The 24,715-nt window shown below is 64.8% G+C and carries 24 protein-coding genes and 1 pseudogene; 12 read left to right on the forward strand and 13 right to left on the reverse strand.

Annotation, left to right across the window (positions count from 1 at the left end):
* The first annotated feature begins 9 nt into the window (after positions 1–9).
* Positions 10–762: a sulfate transporter family protein gene (locus KMZ29_RS00780; RefSeq protein WP_215622052.1), complete on the forward strand. Its 753-nt coding sequence runs from the start codon at positions 10–12 to the stop codon at positions 760–762.
* Between the two features lie 141 nt (positions 763–903).
* Here KMZ29_RS00780 and nth read toward each other — a convergent pair whose 3' ends face one another.
* The gene (gene nth, locus KMZ29_RS00785) at positions 904–1,689 is read right to left on the reverse strand and encodes an endonuclease III (RefSeq protein WP_215622053.1); all 786 of its coding nucleotides are present in this window, start codon (positions 1,687–1,689) and stop codon (positions 904–906) included.
* A 22-nt stretch (positions 1,690–1,711) separates the two neighbouring features.
* Between nth and KMZ29_RS00790 the strand changes: the two genes are divergently transcribed.
* From KMZ29_RS00790 to gpmI, 3 genes are all read left to right on the forward strand, one after another.
* Complete coding sequence (locus KMZ29_RS00790; protein ID WP_215622054.1) at positions 1,712–2,221, forward strand: DUF2244 domain-containing protein; 510 nt, start codon at positions 1,712–1,714, stop codon at positions 2,219–2,221.
* A 72-nt stretch (positions 2,222–2,293) separates the two neighbouring features.
* Positions 2,294–3,175, forward strand: coding sequence for a methylated-DNA--[protein]-cysteine S-methyltransferase (locus KMZ29_RS00795; RefSeq protein ID WP_369810062.1), 882 nt, complete (start codon positions 2,294–2,296; stop codon positions 3,173–3,175).
* A 247-nt stretch (positions 3,176–3,422) separates the two neighbouring features.
* Entirely contained in the window at positions 3,423–4,943 is a 1,521-nt protein-coding gene (gene gpmI / locus KMZ29_RS00800) for a 2,3-bisphosphoglycerate-independent phosphoglycerate mutase (protein WP_215622056.1), read from the forward strand.
* 142 nt (positions 4,944–5,085) lie between these two features.
* Here gpmI and KMZ29_RS00805 read toward each other — a convergent pair whose 3' ends face one another.
* From KMZ29_RS00805 to KMZ29_RS00845, 9 genes are all read right to left on the reverse strand, one after another.
* Positions 5,086–6,171, reverse strand: a complete 1,086-nt coding sequence (locus tag KMZ29_RS00805) for an IS5 family transposase (RefSeq protein ID WP_215620267.1) — start codon at positions 6,169–6,171, stop codon at positions 5,086–5,088.
* A gap of 77 nt (positions 6,172–6,248) precedes the next feature.
* A complete protein-coding gene (dapB, locus tag KMZ29_RS00810) occupies positions 6,249–7,064 on the reverse strand; it encodes a 4-hydroxy-tetrahydrodipicolinate reductase (protein WP_215622057.1) in 816 nt (271 codons plus the stop codon).
* Between the two features lie 65 nt (positions 7,065–7,129).
* Entirely contained in the window at positions 7,130–7,432 is a 303-nt protein-coding gene (locus KMZ29_RS00815) for a DUF1330 domain-containing protein (protein ID WP_215624086.1), read from the reverse strand.
* A gap of 101 nt (positions 7,433–7,533) precedes the next feature.
* Complete coding sequence (pyrF, locus tag KMZ29_RS00820) at positions 7,534–8,244, reverse strand: orotidine-5'-phosphate decarboxylase (protein ID WP_215622058.1); 711 nt, start codon at positions 8,242–8,244, stop codon at positions 7,534–7,536.
* A 6-nt stretch (positions 8,245–8,250) separates the two neighbouring features.
* On the reverse strand, positions 8,251–8,829 hold the full coding sequence (locus tag KMZ29_RS00825; RefSeq protein WP_215622059.1) for an NADPH-dependent FMN reductase: 579 nt from the start codon (positions 8,827–8,829) through the stop codon (positions 8,251–8,253).
* A 51-nt stretch (positions 8,830–8,880) separates the two neighbouring features.
* Positions 8,881–9,480 carry a class I SAM-dependent methyltransferase gene (locus KMZ29_RS00830; RefSeq protein WP_215622060.1) on the reverse strand — a complete coding sequence of 200 codons (600 nt, stop codon included), beginning with the start codon at positions 9,478–9,480 and terminating at the stop codon, positions 8,881–8,883.
* A 99-nt stretch (positions 9,481–9,579) separates the two neighbouring features.
* Positions 9,580–10,713 carry a molecular chaperone DnaJ gene (dnaJ, locus tag KMZ29_RS00835; protein ID WP_215622061.1) on the reverse strand — a complete coding sequence of 378 codons (1,134 nt, stop codon included), beginning with the start codon at positions 10,711–10,713 and terminating at the stop codon, positions 9,580–9,582.
* A 142-nt stretch (positions 10,714–10,855) separates the two neighbouring features.
* Positions 10,856–12,757 carry a molecular chaperone DnaK gene (gene dnaK, locus KMZ29_RS00840; RefSeq protein ID WP_215622062.1) on the reverse strand — a complete coding sequence of 634 codons (1,902 nt, stop codon included), beginning with the start codon at positions 12,755–12,757 and terminating at the stop codon, positions 10,856–10,858.
* A 190-nt stretch (positions 12,758–12,947) separates the two neighbouring features.
* The gene (locus KMZ29_RS00845) at positions 12,948–14,210 is read right to left on the reverse strand and encodes a glycosyltransferase family 87 protein (RefSeq protein WP_215622063.1); all 1,263 of its coding nucleotides are present in this window, start codon (positions 14,208–14,210) and stop codon (positions 12,948–12,950) included.
* 218 nt (positions 14,211–14,428) lie between these two features.
* On the opposite strand from KMZ29_RS00845, the gene KMZ29_RS00850 reads away from it, so the two are divergent.
* Together KMZ29_RS00850 and KMZ29_RS00855 are read left to right on the forward strand one after the other, a co-directional pair.
* Complete coding sequence (locus KMZ29_RS00850; protein ID WP_215622064.1) at positions 14,429–15,364, forward strand: hypothetical protein; 936 nt, start codon at positions 14,429–14,431, stop codon at positions 15,362–15,364.
* A gap of 11 nt (positions 15,365–15,375) precedes the next feature.
* A pseudogene (locus tag KMZ29_RS00855) lies at positions 15,376–15,525 on the forward strand (nicotinamidase); the annotation flags it as partial.
* A gap of 122 nt (positions 15,526–15,647) precedes the next feature.
* Here the strand turns inward: KMZ29_RS00855 and grpE are convergent.
* Together grpE and hrcA are read right to left on the reverse strand one after the other, a co-directional pair.
* Complete coding sequence (grpE, locus tag KMZ29_RS00860; RefSeq protein WP_215622065.1) at positions 15,648–16,244, reverse strand: nucleotide exchange factor GrpE; 597 nt, start codon at positions 16,242–16,244, stop codon at positions 15,648–15,650.
* Between the two features lie 195 nt (positions 16,245–16,439).
* Positions 16,440–17,528, reverse strand: coding sequence for a heat-inducible transcriptional repressor HrcA (gene hrcA, locus KMZ29_RS00865; RefSeq protein ID WP_215622066.1), 1,089 nt, complete (start codon positions 17,526–17,528; stop codon positions 16,440–16,442).
* Between the two features lie 275 nt (positions 17,529–17,803).
* On the opposite strand from hrcA, the gene rph reads away from it, so the two are divergent.
* From rph to hemW, 3 genes are read left to right on the forward strand one after another with little or no spacing between them, the layout of a single operon-like run.
* Positions 17,804–18,517, forward strand: coding sequence for a ribonuclease PH (rph, locus tag KMZ29_RS00870; protein ID WP_215622067.1), 714 nt, complete (start codon positions 17,804–17,806; stop codon positions 18,515–18,517).
* A gap of 36 nt (positions 18,518–18,553) precedes the next feature.
* Positions 18,554–19,183 (forward strand): RdgB/HAM1 family non-canonical purine NTP pyrophosphatase, encoded by a 630-nt coding sequence (gene rdgB / locus KMZ29_RS00875; RefSeq protein WP_215622068.1) that lies wholly within the window; start codon positions 18,554–18,556, stop codon positions 19,181–19,183.
* Positions 19,176–20,369 (forward strand): radical SAM family heme chaperone HemW, encoded by a 1,194-nt coding sequence (hemW, locus tag KMZ29_RS00880; RefSeq protein WP_215622069.1) that lies wholly within the window; start codon positions 19,176–19,178, stop codon positions 20,367–20,369. Before rdgB ends, hemW begins: the two co-directional genes overlap by 8 nt.
* A 316-nt stretch (positions 20,370–20,685) precedes the next feature.
* On the opposite strand, the gene KMZ29_RS00885 is transcribed toward hemW, so the two are convergent.
* Positions 20,686–21,924 (reverse strand): penicillin-binding protein activator, encoded by a 1,239-nt coding sequence (locus KMZ29_RS00885; protein WP_215622070.1) that lies wholly within the window; start codon positions 21,922–21,924, stop codon positions 20,686–20,688.
* 360 nt (positions 21,925–22,284) lie between these two features.
* Here KMZ29_RS00885 and rsmI point away from each other — a divergent pair, with 360 nt between their 5' ends.
* From rsmI to gshB, 3 genes are read left to right on the forward strand one after another with little or no spacing between them, the layout of a single operon-like run.
* Positions 22,285–23,265, forward strand: coding sequence for a 16S rRNA (cytidine(1402)-2'-O)-methyltransferase (rsmI, locus tag KMZ29_RS00890; protein WP_215622071.1), 981 nt, complete (start codon positions 22,285–22,287; stop codon positions 23,263–23,265).
* Positions 23,252–23,665, forward strand: coding sequence for a YraN family protein (locus KMZ29_RS00895; RefSeq protein WP_215614058.1), 414 nt, complete (start codon positions 23,252–23,254; stop codon positions 23,663–23,665). Before rsmI ends, KMZ29_RS00895 begins: the two co-directional genes overlap by 14 nt.
* Positions 23,666–23,712: 47 nt before the next feature.
* The gene (gene gshB, locus KMZ29_RS00900; protein ID WP_215622072.1) at positions 23,713–24,657 is read left to right on the forward strand and encodes a glutathione synthase; all 945 of its coding nucleotides are present in this window, start codon (positions 23,713–23,715) and stop codon (positions 24,655–24,657) included.
* The last annotated feature ends 58 nt before the right edge of the window (positions 24,658–24,715 follow it).

The raw sequence follows: 24,715 nt of genomic DNA on the forward strand, positions 1-24,715 counted from the left end.
CAGACCACCATGCTCGACGCCGCCGTCAAGGCGCTATCGCAAATCCTGTCGCCGCCGATGCGCTCCATCCTGTGGCGCTCGATCGGGCTGGCGCTGGTGCTGATCACGGTGCTGGCGATCGGCCTGCAGCGGCTATTGAGCTGGTTCGCGACCTCGGGCGAAGCCTGGCTCGAGGCGATGCTGGGGCCCGGCTTCGAAACCTCGATCAACGTGCTGGCCTGGATCGTCTCGATCGCCGCCGGCCTCGGCGTGGTGTTCGGCGCGGTGTTCCTGATGCCGGCGATCACCTCGCTGGTGGCGAGCGTGTTCGTCGACGAGGTCGCCGACCATGTCGAGCTGGCGCATTACCCGGCGGAGCGGCCCGGCACCGCGCTGCCGCTAGGCCTCGCCATGACCGAGGGCGTCAAGACCGCGCTGCTGACGATTCTGGTCTACCTGATCGCGCTGCCCTTCGTGTTCATCGCAGGTGCCGGCCTCATCGCGTTCTTCATCGCCACCGCATGGCTATTAGGCCGCGAATATTTCGAACTCGCGGCGATGCGGTTTCGCTCGCCTGCGGAGGCCAAGGCGATGCGCAAGCAGAACGCCGCGGTCGTGTTCACCGCGGGACTGGTGATTGCCGCCTTCGTGTCGATCCCGATCGTCAACCTGGCGACGCCACTGTTCGGCATGGCCTTCATGGTCCACATGCACAAGCGCCTCTCCGGTCCCCGGCCGGAGCTGATCGAGCCGGTGCGGAAGACGGGAATGCCGGTGGTTTGAGGCGCCCCAACCTCGTCATTGCGAGCCAACGGGTCGCGCGGATGCGCGCCCGATGACAGGCTCCGCGAAGCAATCCATCTCTCCGCATGGGGATAGATGGATTGCTTCGTCGCTTCGCTCCTCGCAATGACGAGCTTGGCGCTACACCGTCTTTTCCGGCCATCTGCACAAATCGTTGATCACGCACACCTCGCAGCGCGGCTTGCGCGCGAGGCAGGTGTAGCGGCCGTGCAGGATCAGCCAGTGATGCGCGTGCCGCATGAACTCAGGCGGAATCGCTTTCTCCAGCCCCAACTCCACTTCAAGCGGCGTGTTGCCGGGCGCCAGCCCGGTGCGGTTGCCGACGCGGAACACGTGGGTATCGACCGCCATGGTATGTTCACCAAAGGCCATGTTGAGCACGACGTTGGCGGTCTTGCGGCCGGCGCCCGGTAGCGTCTCGATCTCAGGCCGCGTGCGCGGCACCTCGCCGCCGAATTCGGCGATCAGCTTTTCCGAAAGTGCGATGACGTTCCGCGCCTTGTTGCGGTACAGCCCGATGGTCTTGATGTAGTCGCGCACCTTTTCCTCGCCGAGTTCGAGCATCTTTTGCGGCGTGTCGGCCACCGCAAACAGCGCGCGCGTCGCCTTGTTGACGCCGGCGTCTGTCGCCTGCGCCGACAGCACCACGGCGACCAGCAGGGTGTAGGGGTTGAGGTGTTCGAGCTCGCCCTTCGGCTCGGGATTGACTTTGCGAAAGCGGCTGAAGGCCTCGTGCACCTCGGCGGCGGTCCAAGGTTTGATTTTGGGAGTCTTGATCTTGGAAGTCTTGATCTTGGCCGTCTTCCCGGCGGCGCGCGCGGGCTTCGCTTTGGTTGCCGCTTTCTTGATGGGCTTTGGAACCGGAGATTTGGATTTGGGCCGGGGTCCGCGGGTGATTTTCGCCATGATCCGGGTATACTGACACGCAATGACCGCAGGCAACGATTTTGATGCGCAGCCCGAATTGTTTTCAGCGCTGCTGACGCCGCACCGCTCGTTGAGTCGCACCGGCTTTCTGGTGTTGATGATATTCCTCAGCGTGGTGAGCTTTGCGACCGGGCTGGCGTTTCTCCTGATGGGCGCGTGGCCGGTGTTCGGTTTCTTCGGCCTCGACGTGCTGGTGATCTGGTGGGCGTTCCGGATCAATTTCCGCCGCGCGCAGGCGAGCGAGGAAATCCGGATCACGCCATCGGAGCTGCGGGTGCGCCGGGTCAGCCACCGCGGTCACGTGGTCGAATGGGTGTTCAATCCCTTGTGGGTGCAGCTCGACCAGAAGACCCATGCCGAATTCGGCATCGAACGGCTCTATTTGGTCTCGAAAGGCCGTCGGGTGTCGATCGCGAGCTTCCTCGGGCCCGACGAAAAAGCCAGTTTTACCAAGGCCTTAGTGGCTGCGCTGCAGGCCGCCAAGCGCGGCCCGACCTATAATCCGGTCTGATGCGGGGAGATCGGAAATCGGGTGGTTTGGCCGCCGCGACCATCCTACATCAGGCCCATGATAAACCTCGCCATGAATGAGCACCGCCTCGCCAAACCGGGCCCCCAGAACGCCGCGCTGCGCGACTATGATTCGGTGCGGCGCGCCATCGCCTTCATCTCCGAACACTGGCGCACGCAGCCGACCATCGAAGCGATGGCGGATGCCGCCAGCGTGACGCCGGATGAGCTGCACCATCTGTTCCGCCGCTGGGCCGGACTGACGCCCAAGGCCTTCATGCAGGCGCTGACGCTCGATCACGCCAAGGGCCTGTTGCGCGATTCCGCCAGCGTGCTCGACGCCGCGCTCGAATCCGGGCTGTCGGGCCCGGGACGGCTGCACGATCTATTCGTCACCCATGAGGCGATGTCGCCGGGCGAATGGAAGAACGGCGGCGCCGGCATGACGCTGCGCTACGGCTTCCATCCCTCGCCGTTCGGCACCGCGATCGTGATCGCCAGCGGCCGCGGCCTGGCCGGGCTTGCGTTCGCCGATCCGGGCGAGGAACCGGCCGCGCTCGCCGACATGCAGCGGCGCTGGCCACGCGCGACCTATCTCGAAGACCGCGACGGCACCTCGGCGCTGGCGCAGCGCGTGTTCGACACGCGGCTGTGGCGCGCCGACCAGCCGCTGCGCGTGGTCCTGATCGGCACCGACTTCGAGGTCCGGGTCTGGGAGACGCTGTTGAAAATCCCGATGGGCCGCGCGGTCTGCTATTCGGACATCGCCAATAAGATCAACAGCCCGAAGGCGTCACGCGCCGTTGGTGCGGCGGTCGGGCGAAACCCGGTGTCGTTCGTGGTGCCCTGCCATCGCGCGCTCGGCAAGAGCGGCGCGCTGACCGGCTATCACTGGGGCATCACCCGCAAGCAGGCGATGCTGGGCTGGGAAGCCGGACAGGTCGGCGTGCATTAACGGTCGTCGCCGTTAGGGTGGGCGAAGGCGCTCGCCGCGCGAGCAGGACGCCACTCGGCAGCGGTGCATCACCCGCGAGCAGGCGTTGCCTGCCCGGGAAGCAAGCAGGCAGCCCAAGTCAACGCCTTTGGCTGGCAATTCCAGCAAGCCGGGGCCGTTGCCATTCCCGGAATACCCGAGAGTGGCGATTGACGATCGCAAACCGATCGCTCACAACCACCTTGTCTAAACAGCGAAAGGTGGATTTATGCAAAAACGTCGTCCGGTGATGCTGGCTGTATTGGACGGCTGGGGCTGGCGCGAAGATCCGGCCGACAATGCTGTTCGTCAGGCTGACACACCGAATTTCAATCGTCTGTGGGCCGCTGGTCCGCACGCATTCTTGAATACGTCGGGACGGGATGTGGGCCTGCCCGATGGTCAGATGGGCAATTCCGAGGTCGGACATTTCAACATCGGCGCAGGCCGCATCGTGATGCAGGACTTGCCGCGGATCAACGACGCGATTGCCTCCGGCAATATCAAATCCACCGAGGCGCTCCGCACCCTGATCCAAACGCTAAAACAGAGCGGCGGCACTTGCCATCTTATCGGCCTGACCTCCCCGGGCGGAGTGCATTCGCATCAGGACCACGTCGCGGCACTGGCCGTCATCCTCACCGACAATGGCGTGCCTGCAGTCGTACACGCTCTCACGGATGGACGCGATACGCCGCCGAAATCGGCGGCCGATGATTTGAAGCGGCTGGAGGCCGCGCTGCCGTCGTCGGTTCCCGTCGCCACAGTGATTGGGCGATACTACGCGATGGATCGCGACAAACGCTGGGATCGCGTAGCCAGGGCCTATAACGCCATCGTTGAAGCCGAAGCCCCGCGATTCACCGACGCGCATTCAGCGATCACTGCAGCGTATGCACACGACCTCACTGACGAGTTCGTTGAACCCTCGGTGATCGGCAATTACGCCGGCATCAGGGACGGCGACGGCGTGCTGTGCTTCAACTTTCGCGCCGATCGCGTGCGCGAGATTCTTGGCGCAATGCTCGATCCGTCATTTGCTGCTTTCCCGCGCAGGCGCAACGTCCGCTTCGCCGCCGCAGTCGGAATGACGCAATACAGCGAAGATCTGGACAAACTGATGCAGACGATCTTTCCGGCGCAGACGTTTCCGAACATTTTGGGGGAGGTCACTTCTGCCGCGAACCGCACACAATTGCGCATGGCCGAAACGGAGAAATATCCCCACGTCACCTATTTTCTCAACGGTGGGCGGGAGGAACCTTTTCCCGGCGAAGACCGCATTATGGTGCCGTCGCCCAAGGTCGCAACCTATGACCTGCAACCGGAAATGTCGGCGCCTGAGTTGACGGCGAAAGCGGTGGAGGCGATCGACTCGGGCAAATACGACCTGATCGTCCTGAATTATGCCAATCCAGACATGGTGGGCCACTCGGGAAACCTGGCGGCCGCGATCAAAGCGGTCGAAGCAGTCGATGCCGGGCTCGGAAAGATCGCAGATGCGATTCAAAGAGCTGGTGGCGCGCTGCTGGTTACGGCCGACCACGGCAACTGCGAAATGATGCGCGACTCCAGGACTGGCGGCCCGCATACTTCCCACACAACGGGCCCGGTGCCGCTGTTGCTCCAGGGCGGCGGCGACGTGTCATTGGCGGATGGCCGACTGGCAGATATCGCCCCGACATTGCTCGACCTGATGCAATTGCCGAAACCGGCGGAGATGACCGGCGCATCATTGCTGCGCCCATAGAAGAGAAACGATGCTCTAGCAGTCTGCTGAAAAACCTTGAAATGGAGAGTTTTCGTATTGTCGCCGGTCGTTGTTGGGGCGGCGCGGTGGAGTTGGATGTAATTTTCTAGTCTGGTGTTGGGTGTACCCTGACGCCGGGTGGCTAAGCGGCAAGCAGTTTGGGAATGCGGATCAGGTTATAGGCGATCAGATTGAGCAGGAAGTCGGCGGCGACGCGGCCGATGCCACGATGTTTGGTCTTGCGCATGGTGCCATGCTGCTTGCCCCATCCGAAAATGCACTCGACCATCGCCCGGCGCGATTGCGACATGCCGTACCCCGAATGCCGCGTGGTTCGTTCGTCGATGGCGCTGTTGCGGTTCTTGCCGGTTTTGGTGACGGCCTGGTTCTGTGTCACATGCGGCGTCACGCCGATGGCGCGAAGATTGGCGACGTGATCGGCCGTATCGTACGCCTTGTCCTCACCGACCGTGATGCGGCGGCCTGCGGCTTTGCGTCTCGCCTTCAGCATAGTCTCCGAAGCCCGGCGTTCGGCGGTGCCATTGGCATGCGTGACCCTGCCGGCCACCGCCAGCCCATGCCGGTTCTCCATGGTGGCGTGGCCCATATAGCAAAGCTTGGCCTCCCGTCCGGCCGCCTTGCGATAAAGCCTGCTGTCCGGGTCGCTGGTACTCGCATGGGTGTCGTTCTTGCGCTTCTGGCCGTGGAAGTTGGCGCCGTCATCATCGTCACCGCTGCCGTCCTTGGGGCGAAAGCTCTTCTGTGACGCCCAGGCTTCGATCAGCGTTCCATCCACCGAGAAGTGCTCGTCCGACAGCAGCGGCTTGACCTGCGGATGGTTCAGAAGCCTGGTCATGAACTTCGTGAACACATCGCCGTTCTGCAGCCGCTCCCGGTTCTTGGTGAAAGTGGTCGGGTCCCAGACCGGATCGTCCGGCGACAGCCCCACGAACCAGCGATACAAAAGATTGTAGTCCAGTTGCTCCATCAACTGGCGTTCCGAGCGGATGCCGTAGAACACCTGCAGCAGCAAGGCGCTCAGCAATTGCTCTGGAGGGATCGAAGGACGTCCCTCGCTGGCGTACAACCTCCCAAGGCTGCGGTTCAAATCACTCAAAACATCCCGGACAAGTTCCCGGACCTTCCGCAGCGGGTGGTTCGCTGGCACACGCCTGTCCGGCGCAATGTACGAAAACAGGCCGCCCTGATCCGTAAACCTGCCGCGCATGATCGCCTCCGCCGATTCGAGATGATAAAGTGAATCATCAAGCACCCTCCGTGGCGAGGGGGTTCTTCAGCAGACTGCTAGAAGTCACCAAGCCCGAGCACGTCGGCCATCGAATACAGGCCGGGCTTCTTTTCGCGCGCCCACAGCGCGGCCTTGATGGCGCCTTGCGCGAACATGGTCCGGTCCTCGGCCCGGTGCGTCAGCTCGATGCGTTCCATCTTGCCTGCGAAAATCACGCTATGATCGCCGGTGACGGTGCCGCCGCGCAACGAGGCAAAGCCGATATCGCCCGGGCGCCGCGCGCCGGTGATGCCGTCGCGGCCCCGGGCCGAGTGGGCCTGGAGCGTGATGTTGCGGCCGGCGGCCGCCGCCTCGCCCAGCATCAAGGCGGTGCCCGACGGCGCGTCGATCTTGGCCCGGTGATGCATTTCCAGGATTTCGATGTCGAAGCTGTCATCCAGCGACTGCGCCACGCGCTTGACCAGCGCCGCCAGCAGATTGACCCCGAGGCTCATATTGCCCGACTTGACCACGGTCGCGCGCGAGGTGACGCTCTTGATGACGGCGTCATCCGATGCCGAAAGACCTGTCGTGCCGATGACGTGGACCAGGCCGCGCTGGGCGGCGATCGCAACATTGGCGATGGTGGCGCCGGGCACGGTGAAATCCAGGATGCCGTCGGCGTTGGCCGACAGCGACCACAGGTCGGCCGAGAGCTTCACGCCGTTCTCGGGCAGGCCGGCGAGCACGCCGGCATCCTTGTCCAATAGCGCCGAGCCGGGCGCCTCCAGCGCCCCGGTGAGCACCGCGCCCGGAGTCTCCGAGATGACGCGCGTCAGCGTGCGGCCCATGCGGCCGCCGGCCCCCGCAACGATCAGACGCATGTCGGCCATGGCTCCACCTCTCTACGCCCTATAGCGGGCGCAGGCCGTTCCGGCAACCAATCAGGCCCGAGAGATCAGGGCTGCGGGCCGTCATAACCTTCGATCACGATGAGATCGGCGATCGAATGCGGCTGCCGCACCTTGATGTTTTGCTGATATTCCGGTGACCGATAGCAGGCCAGCGCCGTCTCGTAATCGGCAAATTCAATCACGACGTTGCGCGAGCGGCTCTCACCTTCCACACCGGTGAACCTGCCGCCGCGCACGACATAGCGCCCGCCGAATTTATTGAAGATCGCCGGATTGGCCGCCGCGTAGGCCTTGTAGCCTTCCTCATTATGAACGTCGACGCGCCCGATCCAGTAGCCCTTTGCCATCTGCGTTTTTCCCTCTTTGTTGTTAGAAGAAGCAAGTTCGATCACCTCACCCAAAGGGAGAGGGAGCGCACTTCCGATGCCGGGACACCGGCCAAGACCTTTCAGCCCAGCGCCTGCTTGATCTCGGCCTGGATGGACTCTGCCGCGGCCCTGGGGTCACCGGCTTCGACGACCGGCCGTCCGACCACGAGATAATCCGCTCCCGCCGCGACGGCGCGGGCCGGCGTCATGATGCGCTTCTGGTCGCCGGCCGCGCTGCCGGCGGGCCGGATGCCGGGGGTGACCAAGTTCATCCGGTGGCCGACGATCTTGCGCAGGGCGGCCGCCTCCTCGGGCGAACAGACGAGGCCGTCGACGCCGAGCACCTGGGCCTGCTGGGCGCGGGCCTCGACCAGGTCGGAGACACTGAGCCGGTAGCCGGCGGCGTGCAGATCGCCGTCGTCATAGGAGGTCAGCACGGTGACGGCCAGAATCTTCAGCCCCGAACCGCCGCGCGCCTCGACCGCCGCCTTCATGGTCTGCGGATAGGCGTGCACGGTGAGGAACGTCGCGCCCAGTTTGGCGATGCTCTCGACGCCGCGCGCCACGGTGTTGCCGATGTCGTGCAGCTTGAGATCGATGAAGACTTTCTTGCCCTGGTCCGCGAGCTGGCGGACCAGCGGCAGTCCGCCGGCATAAGCGAGCTGATAGCCGATCTTGTAGAAGGTCACGCTGTCGCCGAGCCGGGCAACCATCGCCTCCGCCGCCGTGACGCTCGCCAGGTCGAGCGCCACGATCAGGCGGTCGCGGGGGATGATTTCGGAAGGCTGCATGTCACCTCACATCATGCGCTGGGAAATGTCGATCAGCTGCCGCGCCAGCGCGCCCATCGCCTCGATATCGGCCGGATGCTTCAGCCTGTCCATATCATCATAGGCAGCAGAGGCGAACGGCAGCGCGAGCTGGTTGGGAATGACCAGGGCATGGCAGGCGGTCAGGATCAGCCGCAGCGCCGCCAGGCATCGCACGCCGCCGAGCCGGTTTTCGGAAGCAGCCGCAATCGCAAAGGCGCGGCCGCGAAACACCTCGCCGCGGGTTTCGTGGCTGTCCTGCACCCGGCTCACCCAGTCGATGGCATTCTTGACCAGCGGCGGCACCGACGAATTGTATTCCGGCGACACGATGAGAACGCCGTGATGCGCCGACATCATGCGCTTGAGATTGACCGCGTTCTTCGGCACGCCGGATCTGGTCTGCAGGTCGCCGTCGTAGATCGGCAGCGGAAAATCCGACAGCGATATGCGCGTGACTTCGGCGCCCGCTTGCGCCAGTTCATGGGCCGCCGCCGCCGCAAGCTTCGCGTTGAGCGAGCCGGTGCGAAGCGAGCCGGGGATCACGAGGATTTTCAGCGCGGACATCGGCCAATCGCAAAAAGGGCGAACCGGCGCTCCAAACGCGCCAGAGAAGGATCAGCCCTTGCGATACACCCAGACACGGGCCGGCGGAAGGTTCATCCAGATGCGCTCGGACGCCTCTGTGGACACGCCCGGCAGCGATTTCGGAATCGGCGGCACCACCGAATAGGTGAACTGCACGAACGGCGCGCCCGGCGCCAGCGCCGCAAAGGCGTCGCGAATCAGCTTCAGCCGCGTCAGCATCGGCTTGGTCACCAGCGGAAGACCGGACACCACCGCAGCGGCCGGGACCTTGAGAACGTCCCACAGCGAGTCGCGGAGCGTGTAGGCATCGCCCTGCACGATGGTTGCTTGCGGATAGCGGTCGCGCAGCAGCGCGCAGAAGCCCGGATTATATTCGACCAGCACGAGGCGTTTCTGATCGACGCCGTGCTCGATCAGCGCGTTGGTGATCGCTCCGGTGCCGGGCCCGAGTTCGACCACCGGCGCCGACGAATCGACGTCGACATACTGCGCCATGGTGCGGGCCAGGATTTTTCCCGAGGGCATCACCGCGCCCATATGCAGCGGCTTTTCGATCCATGACCGAAGAAAGCGAACCTCATCGTCGAGACGAGGCTTCTTCAACGCACGCACGGACGATTGCAAAGGCATTGTCGCTACCAGGCGGGACCCGCGCGTCTGCGCGGGACTGTCAGAAAATAGTCATAAAGAGGTATAGGTCGCAACCGAAACGGTCAAGCCGAAGAGTCGCTACGGGCTGGCGCGATTTCCGAAGAAGTCCTTGACCTTAGTGAAGAAACCGGCCGCTTCCGGCTGCGTCGCGCCGGAAGATAATTTTTCGAACTCGGCCAGCAGCTCCTGCTGCTTCTTGGTGAGATTCTGCGGCGTTTCGACCACGACCTGGACATACATGTCCCCGGTCTGGCGCGAACGGAGCACCGGCATGCCCTTTGATGCGATGCGAAAGCGCCGGCCGGACTGGGTCCCGGAGGGTACTTTCACCTTGGTCTTGCCCTTGTCGATGGTCGGCACCTCGAATTCGCCGCCCAGCGCCGCCGTCACCATCGAGACCGGGACGCGGCAGTGCAGATCGGCGCCGTCGCGCTGAAAGAACTCGTGGGTGGCCAGCGAGAGGAAAATGTAGAGGTCGCCCGGCGGCCCGCCGCGGACGCCGGCCTCGCCCTCGCCGGCGAGCCGGATGCGGGTGCCGTCCTCGACGCCCTGCGGAATATTGACCGACAGGGTCCGGTCGCGCGTCACCCGGCCCGAACCGGTGCAGGACGGACAGGGGTCCTCGATCATCTGGCCGCGGCCCTGACAGCCCGGGCAGGTCCGTTCCAGGGTGAAGAAGCCCTGCGCCTGCCGCACCCGGCCCGCCCCGCCGCAGGTCGAGCAGGCCTTCGGCTTGGTGCCGGCCTTGGCGCCGGTGCCCGAGCAGGATTCGCAGGTCACCGAAACCGGAATCTCGATCTGCGCGGTCTTGCCGAGGAAAGCCTCCTCGAGCGTGATTTCCATGTTGTAACGCAGGTCCTGGCCGCGCTCACGGCCGCCGCGCCCGCGCTGGCCGGCCATGCCGAACAGGTCTTCGAAAATGTCGGAGAAGGACGAAGCGAAGCCGGCGCCGAAACCGGGGCCGCCGCCGCCATGGCCCTGCTCGAACGCCGCATGGCCAAAGCGGTCATAGGCGGCGCGCTTGTCGCCGTCTTTGAGGACTTCGTAGGCTTCGTTGATTTCCTTGAACTTGATCTCGCTCGAGGCATCGCCCGGATTCTTGTCCGGATGCCATTTCATCGCCAGCTTGCGGAACGCCGCCTTGAGCTTGGACTCGTCCGCGTTCCGCTCAACTTCCAGGGTTTCGTAGTAGCAGCGCTTGGTGCTGGACATCCGTCAGATCCGCCAGAAGTTCGTTCTCATTCCGAAAGCATGCGTCACGAAGGATGCAGCCTCCGGCTTAACGAAAAATGACCCCCATCCCTGGAGACGCAACCCGCGTGCTCTTTGGAATGAGGGCCATGGTGACAACCGTTTAAGCAGACTTCTTGTTGTTCTTGTCGTCGTCGACCTCGGTGAATTCCGCGTCGACCACGTCGTCCTTCGCGGCATCCTTGGCCGCATCGGCTTCGGCCTGTTGCTTGTACATCGCCTCGCCGAGCTTCATCGAAGCCTGCGCCAGCGTGTTGGTCTTGGCCTTGATCGCCTCGGCATCCTCGCCCTTCAGCGCTTCCTTCAGATCGCTGACGGCGTCCTCGATGGCGCGGCGCTCGCTCTCCTCGACCTTCGAACCGTGCTCGGCCAGCGCCTTCTCGGTGGAATGCACCAGCGCGTCGGCGTGGTTCTTGGCGTCGACCGCCTCGCGGCGTTTCTTGTCCTCGGCGGCATTGGCCTCGGCGTCCTTGACCATCTTCTGGATGTCGGCTTCGGACAGACCGCCGGATGCCTGGATCCGGATCTGCTGCTCCTTGCCGGTCGCCTTGTCCTTGGCCGAGACGTTGACGATGCCGTTGGCGTCGATATCGAAGGTGACCTCGATCTGCGGCATGCCGCGCGGCGACGGCGGAATGCCCATCAGGTCGAACTGGCCCAAAACCTTGTTGTCGGCCGCCATTTCGCGCTCGCCCTGGAACACGCGGATGGTGACGGCGTTCTGATTGTCCTCGGCGGTCGAGAACACCTGGCTCTTCTTGGTCGGGATCGTGGTGTTGCGATCGATGATGCGGGTGAACACGCCGCCCAGCGTCTCGATGCCGAGCGACAGCGGGGTCACGTCGAGCAGCAGCACGTCCTTGACGTCGCCCTGCAGCACGCCGGCCTGGATCGCCGCGCCAATGGCGACGACTTCGTCCGGGTTGACGCCCTTGTGCGGCTCCTTGCCGAACAACTGCTTCACCACTTCCTGGACCTTCGGCATGCGGGTCATGCCGCCGACCAAAACCACTTCGCCGATTTCGCCGGCGGTGAGGCCCGCGTCCTTCAGCGCCTTGCGGCAGGGTTCGATGGTCTTCTGGACGAGATCGTCGACCAGTGCCTCGAACTTGGCGCGCGTCAGCTTCATCGTCAGATGCTTCGGTCCGGTCTGGTCGGCCGTGATGAACGGCAGATTGATTTCGGTCTGCGTGGTCGACGACAGTTCGATCTTGGCTTTTTCGGCGGCCTCTTTCAGGCGCTGCAAGGCGAGCTTGTCGTTGCGCAGGTTGATGCCCTGCTCCTTCTGGAATTCATCGGCCAGGTAGCTGACCAGCCGCATGTCGAAGTCTTCACCGCCCAGGAACGTGTCGCCGTTGGTCGACTTCACCTCGAACACGCCGTCGCCGATCTCGAGGACCGAGACGTCGAAGGTGCCGCCGCCGAGGTCGTACACCGCGATGGTGCCGGACTTCGATTTGTCGAGACCGTAGGCGAGCGCCGCCGCGGTCGGCTCGTTGATGATGCGCAGCACTTCGAGGCCGGCGATCTTGCCGGCGTCCTTGGTGGCCTGACGTTGCGCGTCGTTGAAATAGGCGGGAACGGTGATGACGGCCTGCTCGACCTTCTGACCGAGATGGGCTTCCGCGGTCTCTTTCATCTTCTGCAGAATGAAAGCCGAGACCTGCGAGGGCGAATAGGTCTTGCCGTCGGCTTCGACCCAGGCATCGCCGTTGGACGCCTTGACGATCTTGTAGGGGACGAGCTTCTTGTCCTTTTCGACCATCGGATCGTCATAGCGGCGGCCGACGAGGCGCTTGACCGCGAAGAAGGTCCGCTCGGGATTGGTCACCGCCTGGCGCTTGGCAGGCTGGCCGACGAGGCGCTCGCCGTCATCGCTGAAGGCGACGATCGACGGGGTGGTCCGCATGCCCTCGGCGTTCTCGATGACTTTCGCAGTCTTGCCATCCATAACGGCGACGCACGAATTCGTGGTGCCGAGATCGATCCCAATGACCTTTCCCATGGTCCTCATATCCTTCTTTTTGCGGCAGGTTGGCTGGGCCCTGACGGCGCACCAATCCGAACCCCCAAACGATCAATTGCTCGCGATATTGCGACGGTGAGCCTCATATAGGAGGGGGGGCAGGCCCCGCAAGGACCGGGCGCAACCTTAGGCCCACGAAAACCCCTGCCCTTGAAAGATAGTGTCCCTTTCAGGCCGGGGCGGGCCGAGGGGAAGCGCGCAGCCGTACCAGCAGAAAGGCCGCAAAGAAAGGCGCGATCAGCGCCGGACCCGGCAGGTGCCAGGTCCCGAGCGCCAGTTGCAAGGCCGGGGTCCAGTAGACGAGTTGCACCAGCCGCCGGCCGGGAGAATCGAGGTTCGAGCCGGCCAGCAGCGCCACCGCGGCAAACGTCAGCGGCAACAGGTCATAGGCCAGCAAATAGGGCGAGGCGGCGGCGGAACAGGCCAGAAACAGCGCCAGCATCAGCGGCGGATCGGCGTCCTTGCGGAACCTGAACGCCCAGATCACCGCGCCGATCGCGAACGCCGAAAACGCCAGCTGGACCGACATCGCGGCAGCAGCGGACAGATCGAGCCCGCGCAGGTTCATGAAGATGGTGGGATAGAACGGCGTCGCGATCCGATCCGGATCCGACAGCACCAGACCCTGCACCGGCAGACCCCTTGAAACAAAATCGATCCAAACCTGCGGCCCGAACATCGCGGCAGTGACGCCGATCAACGCCAGCGTGGTGACGGCCGCGGCCAGGAAAACCCGCCAACGGCCGGAGGCGATCAGCATGAACGGAAACAGAATCCCAAGCTGCGGCTTGATGGTGAGCAGCCCGATCAGCACGCCCGCGATAACCGGCCTGCGGTCGAGCAGCGCGAAAATCGCCATCATCATCGCCGTGGTCAGGAACGCGCTCTGGCCCGAGATCAGGCAGAACAGGGCCGCAGGCGACAGCAGGACCGGAACCAGAATCCGCCAGTCGGCGACATGCCGGCATCCGACCGCGACGAACGTCGCAACACCCATCAGCGTCCAGCACGCCAGCGCGGCAAGGTAGTTCAATTGCCCGAACGGTGCGGCCAGCCACATCACGCTCGGCGGATACGACCAGTTCTGGCCGGAAAGCTCCATGCCGAGGAGATCGCGGATCGCCTGGTGATAGACAGCGAGATCGTAGAACCGCCCGGGATCGGCTGACACGGCGGCGCGGCCATACATCCAGAAATTCAGAAAGTCGCGGCCAACCGCCAGCGTGGTGCCGTCGCGCGGGATCGCCCCGCGCCAGTCGATGGTCCAGACATAGGCAGTCGACGTGATTGCGAACAGCGCGCCGCCCAGCACCGCGAAATCGCGAAACAAAGCGCGGTCGTCGCGACCAAGCCCGGGCGGCAACACCAGCGCAAGCCTGCCCGCGCAGGCGGGATTTGGCCGCGGCGCGGTCGCGACAGATTGTCCGGTCATGGGCTGAGGAAATGCCCGAAAAATCTTTAAGGACCGGTAATATCCCGGGAAAAACCGCCGATTTCGAAAAGCATCGGGCCCACAGGCGGGAACGAAACAGGACCCTCCCTGTTGCCGCGACGTCAAACCCGCTAAAAGCGGCACCCAAAAGCGGCCCCGCCAAGGAGCCGCGGCGGCCGACCATTGAACGGCCTCAATGCAAACCCAGTAGACTTTTCATGATGCTGATCCGACTGATGTTCGCGGTTGCCCTGCTTATCCCCGCAATAAGCCCCGCCCTTGCCGCGGACCCGGTTTTTCCGCCGGGCATCAGGGTCGGCATCACGCCGCTGGTCGGTCTCTCCCGCGCCAAGACCTTCGTCGGATTCGAGACCGAGGATCAGGCCGTCAAGGTGCTGGTGGCTGAGCTTCCGGCCGACGCCTACAACGAGGTCATGAATGCCTTCAAGGCCAATCCCGCCGGCGCCGGCGGGGTCAAGCCGGAGAGCATCGAAACGGCCGCCGGCCTTGCCTACTACACCATCGAAACCGGCAAGGATGGCACGACCACGGTGCGGCGCTATTCGATGATCCTGCCGGGCGGCACCTTCTCCGGCTATATCGCCGTGCAGGTCCCGGAAAACGCCACCAAGATCTATACCGACGACGCCATCAGGCAGATGTTCGCCTCGGCTGTGACCCGCAAGCAAGTTCCCGTCGAGGAGCAGCTTGCGCAGATGCCGTTCAAGACCGGCGAGTTGAGCGGCTTCAAGAATGTCCGCACCCTGGCGGTCGGCGGGGCCATCGTTCTCGCCGACGGCGATGAGCAAAAGGGCTTCGAGGCGGCGCCCTTCATGATCATCGGCATCGTCGGCGCCACGCCGAACCAGCCGGAGGATCGCGGCCGTTTCGCCCAGCAGGCGGCCACCACGATTCCCGGGGTGCGCGACGCAAGGATCACGATGTCGGAGCCGCTGCGCATCGACGGCATGCCCGGCTATGAAACCCGCATCGATGCGGTGAGCGGCAAGGACAATACCCCCGTCACCGTGGTGCAGTGGCTGCGCTTCGGCGGCCAGAGCTCGTTGCGCATCATCGGCAGCGCGCCGCGCGAGGAATGGACCAAGGCGTTTCCCCGCTTCCGCGCCGTGCGCGACGGCATTCAGCCGCGCTGAATGAGGCGCCCGCGCTCGATGCGCGCAAGGCCGGGTTCGAAACCTACGTGATCGAAGACGCCTGCCGCGGCATCGACACCCAGGGCTCGCTGGCCAAGGCCTGGGCCGACATGGCCAAGGCCGGCGTCAAGCGCATCCAGTCGGCGGATATTGCGGCGTAGGCTGCTTCGTCATTGCGAGAAGCGAAGCGACGGAGCAATCCATAGCGGTCGTTTCCGAGCTATGGATTGCTTCGCTGCGCTCGCAATGACGGTCTTCGAGTGCAGCGAGCCTCCGGGGACTCCTATGCCTGTTCCGAAGCCGCGGGCGCGGCTTTCGCGCCGCCCTTGGAGACCGCGACCAGCGCCGGCCGCAGCACGCGCTCGCCGATCATGAAGCCGGCCTGCACGACCTGGACTACGGTTCCCGCCGGCACCGACGGGTCGGGGACCTCGTACATCGCCTGCTGGAAATTCGGATCGAATTTCTCGCCGGCCGGATCGAATTTCTTGACGCCGTTTTTCTCCAGCGTGTTGAGCAGCGAGCGCTCGGTCAGCTCGACGCCCTCGATCAAGGCCTTCAGGCCGGGATCGGCGTTGGCCTTGGCCTCGGCCGGCACCGCGTCGAGCGCGCGCTGCAGATTGTCGGCGATATCGAGCACGTCGCGCGCGAAACCGGTGATGCCATAGGTCCGCGCATCGGCCACCTCGCGCGCCGTGCGCTTGCGCAGGTTTTCCATCTCCGCCAGCGTGCGCAGCATCTTGTCGCGCGCTTCGGCGGCTTCCTTGGCGAGCGCCTCCGCCGATCCCACTTCGGTATCGTCGGGCATGATGTATGGCTTCGAAATCACGGGTTCGGCTGATTGCGCCGCGTCATCGTTCGGCCGGTTGGGATCGGTCATGGATCGCCTTTTCGAAAAATCGCGTCGGATCGAATCTTAGGGTTTGCTGGCCGGGATATCGTGCTTTAGGCCGGGAAAATCAAGCACGACATAGCGTTTTCGAGCGAAGCATGCCCCCGGACTTGATCCGGGGGTGGGCACCGGTTCGCGTGAAGAAAACGCGTCAAAACAAGAAGAGCCGTATTTCGGGCCGGATCAGCCGCCCAGCATCCGGCTGACGATCCGCGCCGCATAATCCACCGTCGGGATCACCCTGGCATAGTTCAGCCGCGTCGGCCCGATCACGCCGAGAACGCCGACGATATGACCGGCGGCGTCGCTGTAGGGCGCGATGATGGTGGAGGAACCGGACAGCGAAAACAGCTTGTTTTCCGATCCGATGAAAATCCGCACGCCCTCGGCGCGCTCGGCGCGTCCCAGCAGATCGATCACGCCGCGCTTGGTCTCGAGATCGTCGAACAGCGATTTCACGCGCTCCAGGTCCTCCAGCGCGTGGAGATCCTCCAGCAGATTGGCGTGGCCGCGCACGATCAATTGCCGGTCATCGCTTTCGCCGCCCGACCAGCTCGCGATCCCGGCAGCGATCACCTTCTGCGTCAATTGATCGAGTTCGGTGCGGCTTTGCGTCAATGCGGTTTCGAGTTCGAGGCGCGCTTCGGCGAGCGTGCGCCCCCTGATCCGCGCATTGAGGAAATTGGTGGCTTCGATCAGCGCCGACGAGGGCACGCCCGGCGGCAGCGTCAGCACGCGGTTCTCGACCTGGCCGTCCTCGCCGACCAGGACCACCAGCGCACGCTCCGGCTCCAGCCGCACGAATTCGATGTGCTTGAGCCGCGAATTGGATTTGGCCGTCAGCACCACCGCGGCGGCCCGGGTCAGGCCGGACAGCCGGGTCAGGGCCTCGCCGAGAGCAGCCTCGACCGATTGCGCCTTGCCGACGGAAGAAAGCTGGTTCTGGATCGACTCGCGCTCCGGCCCGGTGAGGTCGCCGACCTGCATCAGGGCGTCGACGAAAAACCGCAGGCCGAGTTCAGTCGGCAGCCGGCCGGCCGAGGTATGCGGCGCGTAGATCAGGCCGAGCTGCTCGAGGTCCGACATCACGTTGCGCACCGAGGCCGGCGACAGCGGCACCGAGATCAGGCGCGAGATATTGCGCGAGCCGACGGGTTCGCCGGTCGCCAGATAACTCTCGACAATTTGACGAAAGATGTCCCGCGAGCGCTCGTTGAGCTGGGCGAGCCCGGCATGCGGCGCGATCAGGCCGATCGGATCGTGGTGGGCCACAAAAGTACTCCCAGCGCATGATCCGCCAAAGTGTCAGCGGTTTGGCGATAAGATCATGCGCCACTTAATGTTTAAAGCGCGCCCGGACGCAAAACCGGCTTCCACTTTTGCTGGTCGCGCTTTCAGCCCCTAATTTGTCTATCCCGGGGGCTGGTGACAAGCAGGCATTCGCCCCAAACGGACGGCTAAAGGCCATCCAAGACCCTTGCCGCTGCCGCTTCCCCCTCCTACAAGCACCGCGAACCAGTCTTTATTGAATTTTCGGAGGATTTCTCATGCGGCCAAGCCGCCGTGCGCCCGATGAACTGCGCGCCGTGTCGCTGGAACGGGGCGTGGTCAAATACGCCGAGGGTTCCTGCATGGTCAAATTTGGCGACACCCATGTGCTGGTGACGGCCACCCTGGAAGAGCGGCTGCCGCCGTGGCTGAAGGGCCAGGGCCGGGGCTGGGTCACCGCCGAATACGGCATGCTGCCGCGGGCGACGCTGGAACGCACCCGCCGCGAGGCTTCCGCCGGCAAGCAGAACGGCCGCACCGTCGAGATCCAGCGCCTGATCGGCCGCAGCTTGCGCGCCACCGTCGACCTCGAGGCGCTCGGCGAGCGCCAGATCACCGTCGACTGCGACGTGATCCAGGCCGATGGCGGCACCCGCACCGCCTCGATCACCGGCGCATGGGTGGCGCTGGCCGACTGCATCGGCTGGATGAAGAACCGCAACATGATCAAGGGCAACGTGCTGCGCGACAACGTCGCGGCGATCTCCTGCGGCATCTTTGGCGGCACCCCGGTGCTCGACCTCGATTACGCCGAGGATTCGGAAGCCGAAACCGACGCCAATTTCGTCATGACCGGCGACGGCCGCATCATCGAGGTGCAGGGCACCGCGGAAAAGACCCCGTTCTCGCAGGACGAGTTCCTGGCGCTGATGGCGCTGGCGCGCAAGGGCGTGGCGCGGCTGGTGGACCTGCAGAAAATGGCCGTGGCGTGATTCGAGATCGCGCGCGCCTTGGCGTAGACTGAGATTATGCATCGTCGAATCACCGGCAAGCTCGTGATCGCGACCCACAATCCCGGCAAGCTCGCCGAGATGCGCGAATTGCTGGCGCCGCACGGCGTCGAGGCGATATCCGCCGGCGAGCTCGGCCTCGACGAGCCCGACGAGACCGGCGACAGCTTTCGCACCAACGCGAGGATCAAGGCGATGGCGGCGGCCAAGGCCGCACAACTGCCGGCCTTCGCCGACGATTCCGGCCTGGTGGTCGACGCGCTGGACGGCGCGCCCGGAATCCTGTCGGCGCGCTGGGCCGGCGAAGGCAAGGACTTCAACGCCGCCATGACGCGGATCGAGCGCCTGCTGCAGGAGCGCGGCGCCACGACGCCGGACAAGCGCAAGGCGCATTTCGTTTCCGCGCTGTGCGTCGCCTGGCCCGACGATCACGTCGAAGAGGTCGAGGCGCGCGCCGACGGCACCCTGGTGTGGCCGCCGCGCGGCAGCGCCGGCTTCGGCTACGATCCGGCGTTCCTGCCCGACGGGCACAGCCGCACCTTCGGCGAGATGACCAGCATCGAGAAGCACGGCCTGCCGCCGCTCGGGCTCGGCCTGTCGCACCGGGCCCGCGCCTTCGTCAAACTGGCGGAGATCTGCCTTGACTAGGAGCCCCCTCCCCAGCCCTCCCCCGCAAGCGGGAGAGGTAAAAAAAGACGCCTTCGGCGTCTATGTGCACTGGCCGTTCTGCCTGTCGAAATGCCCGTATTGCGATTTCAACAGCCATGTCCGGCATACACCGATCGACGAGGAACGCTTTGCCCGCGCCTTTGCGCGCGAGATCGAAACCACTGCGGAACGGGCGCCGGGCCGCGTGGTGTCGTCGATCTTCCTCGGCGGCGGCACGCCGTCGCTGATGCAGCCCAAGACCGTCGGCGCGATCCTGGATTCGATCGCAAAACACTGGCACGTCGCAGCCGATGTGGAAGTCACGCTGGAGGCCAATCCCACCAGCGTCGAGGCGACGCGGTTTCGCGGCTATCGCTCAGCCGGCGTCAACCGGGTTTCGCTCGGCGTGCAGGCGCTGGACGACGCCTCGCTGAAGGCGCTGGGCCGGCTGCATACCGCGCGCGAGGCGCTCGACGCCGTCGCCATCGCACGCCGCGCGTTCGATCGTTACTCGTTCGACCTGATCTACGCCCGCCCCGACCAGACGCCGCAGATGTGGACCGATGAACTGAAGCTCGCGATTGCGGAAGCCGCCGAGCATCTGTCGCTCTATCAACTCACCATCGAAGAGGGCACGCCGTTCTTCGGCCTGCACGCCGCGGGCAAACTGAAGACGCCGGACGAGGCGGTGGCGCGCGCGCTCTACGACGTCACGCAGGATGTCTGCGCGGCGCACGGCTTGCCGGCCTACGAGATTTCCAATCACGCCCGGCCGGGCGCGGAGTGCAAACACAACCTCGTCTACTGGCGCGGCGAGGAATATGCCGGCATCGGCCCGGGCGCGCATGGCCGCCTCGATATCGAGGGCACGAGACACGCCATCGCCACCGAGAAGCGCCCCGAGGCCTGGCTGATGCGGGTCGAGGCGTCAGGCCATGGCGTTGTCGTCGACGATCTCCTCAACAGCGAGGAGCGCGCCGACGAATTTTTGCTGATGGGCCTGCGGCTGGCCGAAGGCATCGATCCCGAGCGCTACGCGGCATTGTCCGGCCGCACGCTCGATCCCGGCCGCATCGCGATCCTGCGCGAGGAAGGCGCCATCACCGTCGACGCCGGCGGCCGGCTGCGGGTGACGCAGGCCGGATTCCCGGTGCTCGATGCCGTGGTGGCGGATCTCGCGGCCTAGATTTCTCTGGATGTCGTCCCCGCGAACGCGGGGACCCATACGCCGTGCACCCGCGTTATGGCACGGAGGCAGAGACCTTCTGCAACAATCGACGCCGGTGATTATGGGTCCCTGCGTTCGCACTATTGCATGCACACATCTTTTGGTCGGCTAGCCGCATCCGAGAAAAGTGCGAGTCTTTTCAATGATCCCCGCGCAACCCAGCCCGAGATCGGTCCAAAACAGGGGGTCATCTAAGTCCCTGTTTTAGATTCGGTTTTTGAGATGTGTGCATGCCCTAGTGCGTTCGCAGGGACGACAAAAACTTGCGTAGCGATTACGCGCCAAAACTCTTCGGCGAACCGGCGACCGGCGTGCTGCCGCCGGATCCCACCTTCATGACCGCGAGGCCGCGCTCATTGGTGCCGTCGGCGCGGAACCGAAACAGCCCGTCGATGCCGGCAAAGCCGGAGGGATTGGTCAAAACCTCCGGCGAGAACCGCGCCCCGCCCTGCGTTCGCGCCAATGCCGCGACCAGCGCCACCGCGTCATAGGCCAGCGTCGCGGTGCGCACGGGCTCGGCGCCGTATTTGGCGCGGTAGCGGCCCGAGAAACTGCGGAAGCCGGACGGATCGGGCGCGGCATAGAGGCCGCCCTGCAGGGCCGGGCTCGCGAACACCCGCGGATTGTCCCACAGGCCGGTGCCGAGCAGCTGGATGTTGCGCAAATTCGCACCCGCAGCGGTCAGCGCGTCGGCGGTCGCCACCACGGAATCGCCGTCGTCGGCGATGAACAGCGCGTCGGCCCCACCGAGCGCCTGTGCCACCGTGCGTGCCGGCGTGGCGCGGTCGGCGCCGTATTTCTCGAACGCGACGATGCGCCCGTTCCGGCGGCCGACCGCCTGCTTGAACGCGGCCTCCACCACATTGCCATAGGCGTTGTCGGGCAGCAGCGCCGCGAAGGATCGCTTTCCGGTGCTGGCCGCGTATTCGATGATGCGGTTGACGTCGGATTCGGGGAGGAAGCTCAGCAGATAGACCCCGCGCCCGGCCACGCTGGAATCGGTCGAGAACGCGATCACCGAGACGCCGCGGGTGCGCGTCAGCTGCGCCGTCGACGGCACCGAGGTTGCAAACAGCGGACCGAGAATGATCTCGGCGCCTTCGTCGAGCGCCTGCTGCGCGCCTTGACTCGCGCCTTGCGGACTGCCGGCGTCGTCCTTGATCAAAAGCTGGATGTTTGGATTCTGGAATTCCGCCAGCGCCATCTCGGCGGCGTTCTTCATCGACTGCGCCGCGATGCCGGCATTGCCCGACGCCGACAGCGGCAGCACCAGGCCGACCTTGACCTGCCCGGTGCCGGCGACGGCGGGCTGCTGCGGCGGTCCGGCGGGGCCGGCATCCGAACTGAACGGATTGGAAAACGAGCCGAGACCCTGCTGCATGCCGGCGCAGGCGCCGAGCAGGGGTGTGCCCAGAATCAGGCCGAGCGCCGTCCGCCGGGTGGCTCCCGAGGGCGGAGACTTGGAAGGCCAGAACTTGGAAGGCCATGATCCGGGTTTAAGCGGCCCTGTCATCCTATCTCTTCTCTTGACCGGCCGATCCCGGCCGGCGCGTCACCTCCCGGCGATCAGGGGGGTGGATTTAGGCATATTGTCGACGAATAGTTAACCAAAACAAAAGGTTTATGGCCATACGGCCCGGCCGCCGGTTGCAGTTCCCTGCCCCCTCATGTCCTGCGCGGCATGCCCTCCGGCTGCCGCAGCATGCGGGATTGTGGCGTAAGCGCTGTATCCTCGGATACTGATCCGATTGAATTCAACCGGATCGGTATCTCATCTATTTGCTTGCGCATGATCTCCCGGCAAACGCTGCGCGCGTCTGTCCCAGGGAAAACCGGTTCCCCCCTTTTCCGGATCATGCTCTAGATTGACATTATGCGCCCAAAACCCGCCTCCATAAATACGCCTGACGGCCTGCCGGAACCTTTGCCGCGCACTTTTTCGATAGGCGGCCATGTCCTGAACGCGCCGAAGCCGGCTCCCGGGCTGTATCTGGTGGCGACCCCGATCGGCAACCTCGGCGACATTACCCTGCGCGCGCTGGAGACTCTGGCCGGCGTCGACATCATCGCCTGCGAAGACACCCGCATGACCCGCCGGCTGACCGAGCGCTACGGCATCACGGCGCTGCTGAAACCCTATCACGAGCACAACGCCGCGCTGGCGCGGCCGAAGATCCTGCAGAAGCTGGCGCAGGGAACCTCGATCGCGCTGGTCTCGGATGCCGGCACGCCGCTGATATCAGACCCCGGCTTCAAGCTGGTGCGCGAGGTCTGCGCCGCAGGTTACAAGGTGATCGCGCTGCCGGGGCCGTCCTCGGTACTGGCGGCGCTGTGCGTGTCGGCGCTGCCGACCGACCGGTTCTTCTTCGAAGGCTTCCTGCCGTCGAAACAGAACGCGCGCCGCACGCGGCTTGCGGAGCTGTCGCGGATCGACGCCACGCTGGTGATGTTCGAATCCGGCAACCGGGTGCAGGAGACGCTGGCCGATCTCGCCGACATCATGGCCGGCCGCGATGCCGCGATCTGCCGCGAGATGACGAAACTGCACGAGGACATCCGCCGCGCGCCGATCGCCGAACTCGCGGCAGCCGCCGACACGCTGGAGACGCGCGGCGAATTCGTGCTGGTGATCGGCCCGCCCCAGGCGAGCGCGCTGGTCATGACCGAGGACCGGCTCGACGATCTCCTGCGCACTTCACTTGCGACCGGCAGCGTCAAGGATGCGGTGGCGCATGCGGTCGAACTGTCCGGCCGGCCGCGCCGCGAAATCTATGCCCGCGCGCTCGAACTCGCCAAGGAATCCAACAAGGGAACCGGTTCGCTTGGCGGCGGGGGCGACGATGGCGAAGCCTGACGGCGCCACGCCCCCCGGCAAGCCTTTGAAAATCGCCTCGCCCGAGCGGGTCGCGGCGTTTCAGACCGGGCTGTCCGCCGAAAGCCGTGCCGCCGCGTTCCTGATGGCCAAGGGCTATCGCATCCTGGCAAAGCGCTTTCGCACGCCCCATGGCGAGATCGATATCGTGGCGCGCAAGCGCAGTCTGGTGGCGTTCGTCGAGGTCAAGGCCCGCGCCAGCCTCGATGAGGCCGCCTATGCGGTGACGCCGCGCCAGCAGCAACGCATCATCGCCGCCGCTTCAGCCTGGCTGATGGCGCATCCCGAGCATGCGGAATTCGAACTGCGTTTCGACGCCATGCTGATTGCGCCGAGGCGCCTGCCGCGCCATCTGTTGGCGGCATTCGACGCCAGCACCTGACCTCTCCTTCCCGACAACCTGCCTCCCCACAACTTGCGGACATCAACATGAAATTGAACGTCGCCGTCCAGATGGACCCCATCGCGCGCATCAACATCCGCGGCGATTCGACTTTTGCGCTGTTGTTGGAGGCGCAGAAGCGCGGCCACGCCCTCGCCTATTACACGCCCGACAAGCTGTCGCTGCGTGGCGAGGAACTGGTGGCGCCGGTGCAGGCGCTCACCGTGCGCGACGAGGCCGGCAATCATTTTACCCTCGGCGAGCCCCGGCGCGAGCCGCTCGCCGCCTTCGACGTCATCCTGCTGCGGCAGGACCCGCCATTCGATCTCGCCTACATCACCTCGACGCATTTTCTCGAACGGATTCACCCGAAGACGCTGGTGGTGAACAATCCCGCCAGCGTGCGCAACGCGCCGGAAAAAGTCTTCGTGATGGATTTCCCGCAGCTGATGCCGCCGACGCTGATCTCGCGCGACCTCGAGGAGATCAACGCGTTCCGCGACCAGCACGGCGCGGTCGTGATGAAGCCGCTGCACGGCCATGGCGGTGCCGCGGTATTTCGTGTCATGCCGCAGGACATGAATTTCGGCTCATTGTTCGACATGTTCTCCGTCACCTTCAAGGAGCCCTGGGTGATCCAGCGCTTCCTCCCCGAGGTGAAACACGGCGACAAGCGCATCATCCTGGTCGACGGCGAATTCGCCGGCGCCGTCAACCGGGTGCCGGCGCCGGACGACCTGCGCTCCAACATGGTGCGCGGCGGCGCCGCAAAGGCCACCGAGCTTTCGGAGCGCGAGCGCGAGATCTGCGCCACCCTCGGCCCACGCTTGCGCGAGCGCGGCCTGCTGTTCGTCGGCATCGACGTCATCGACGGCTTCCTCACCGAGATCAACGTCACCTCCCCCACCGGCATCCGCGCCATCGCCCGGCTCAACGGGCCCGATGTCGCGGCGAAGATCTGGGACGTGATCGAGAACAAGCGGGGCGGCTAGATTCGAGGAATTCGAGGAGCCAAGGAACCATTTTGCAGATGTGTCCCGTAGCCACGCG

Source organism: Bradyrhizobium sediminis (genome assembly GCF_018736085.1).
GTDB classification, from domain to species: Bacteria; Pseudomonadota; Alphaproteobacteria; order Rhizobiales; family Xanthobacteraceae; genus Bradyrhizobium; species Bradyrhizobium sediminis.

Bases quoted from the DNA above. Each gene is read 5' to 3' on its own strand.
- KMZ29_RS00780 (WP_215622052.1), top strand. From the start codon at position 10: ATGCTCGACGCCGCCGTCAAGGCGCTATCGCAAATCCTGTCGCCGCCG.
- nth (WP_215622053.1), bottom strand. From the start codon at position 1,689: ATGGCGAAAATCACCCGCGGACCCCGGCCCAAATCCAAATCTCCGGTT.
- KMZ29_RS00790 (WP_215622054.1), top strand. From the start codon at position 1,712: ATGACCGCAGGCAACGATTTTGATGCGCAGCCCGAATTGTTTTCAGCG.
- KMZ29_RS00795 (WP_369810062.1), top strand. From the start codon at position 2,294: ATGAATGAGCACCGCCTCGCCAAACCGGGCCCCCAGAACGCCGCGCTG.
- gpmI (WP_215622056.1), top strand. From the start codon at position 3,423: ATGCAAAAACGTCGTCCGGTGATGCTGGCTGTATTGGACGGCTGGGGC.
- KMZ29_RS00805 (WP_215620267.1), bottom strand. From the start codon at position 6,171: ATGCGCGGCAGGTTTACGGATCAGGGCGGCCTGTTTTCGTACATTGCG.
- dapB (WP_215622057.1), bottom strand. From the start codon at position 7,064: ATGGCCGACATGCGTCTGATCGTTGCGGGGGCCGGCGGCCGCATGGGC.
- KMZ29_RS00815 (WP_215624086.1), bottom strand. From the start codon at position 7,432: ATGGCAAAGGGCTACTGGATCGGGCGCGTCGACGTTCATAATGAGGAA.
- pyrF (WP_215622058.1), bottom strand. From the start codon at position 8,244: ATGCAGCCTTCCGAAATCATCCCCCGCGACCGCCTGATCGTGGCGCTC.
- KMZ29_RS00825 (WP_215622059.1), bottom strand. From the start codon at position 8,829: ATGTCCGCGCTGAAAATCCTCGTGATCCCCGGCTCGCTTCGCACCGGC.
- KMZ29_RS00830 (WP_215622060.1), bottom strand. From the start codon at position 9,480: ATGCCTTTGCAATCGTCCGTGCGTGCGTTGAAGAAGCCTCGTCTCGAC.
- dnaJ (WP_215622061.1), bottom strand. From the start codon at position 10,713: ATGTCCAGCACCAAGCGCTGCTACTACGAAACCCTGGAAGTTGAGCGG.
- dnaK (WP_215622062.1), bottom strand. From the start codon at position 12,757: ATGGGAAAGGTCATTGGGATCGATCTCGGCACCACGAATTCGTGCGTC.
- KMZ29_RS00845 (WP_215622063.1), bottom strand. From the start codon at position 14,210: ATGACCGGACAATCTGTCGCGACCGCGCCGCGGCCAAATCCCGCCTGC.
- KMZ29_RS00850 (WP_215622064.1), top strand. From the start codon at position 14,429: ATGATGCTGATCCGACTGATGTTCGCGGTTGCCCTGCTTATCCCCGCA.
- grpE (WP_215622065.1), bottom strand. From the start codon at position 16,244: ATGACCGATCCCAACCGGCCGAACGATGACGCGGCGCAATCAGCCGAA.
- rph (WP_215622067.1), top strand. From the start codon at position 17,804: ATGCGGCCAAGCCGCCGTGCGCCCGATGAACTGCGCGCCGTGTCGCTG.
- rdgB (WP_215622068.1), top strand. From the start codon at position 18,554: ATGCATCGTCGAATCACCGGCAAGCTCGTGATCGCGACCCACAATCCC.
- KMZ29_RS00885 (WP_215622070.1), bottom strand. From the start codon at position 21,924: ATGACAGGGCCGCTTAAACCCGGATCATGGCCTTCCAAGTTCTGGCCT.
- rsmI (WP_215622071.1), top strand. From the start codon at position 22,285: ATGCGCCCAAAACCCGCCTCCATAAATACGCCTGACGGCCTGCCGGAA.
- KMZ29_RS00895 (WP_215614058.1), top strand. From the start codon at position 23,252: ATGGCGAAGCCTGACGGCGCCACGCCCCCCGGCAAGCCTTTGAAAATC.
- gshB (WP_215622072.1), top strand. From the start codon at position 23,713: ATGAAATTGAACGTCGCCGTCCAGATGGACCCCATCGCGCGCATCAAC.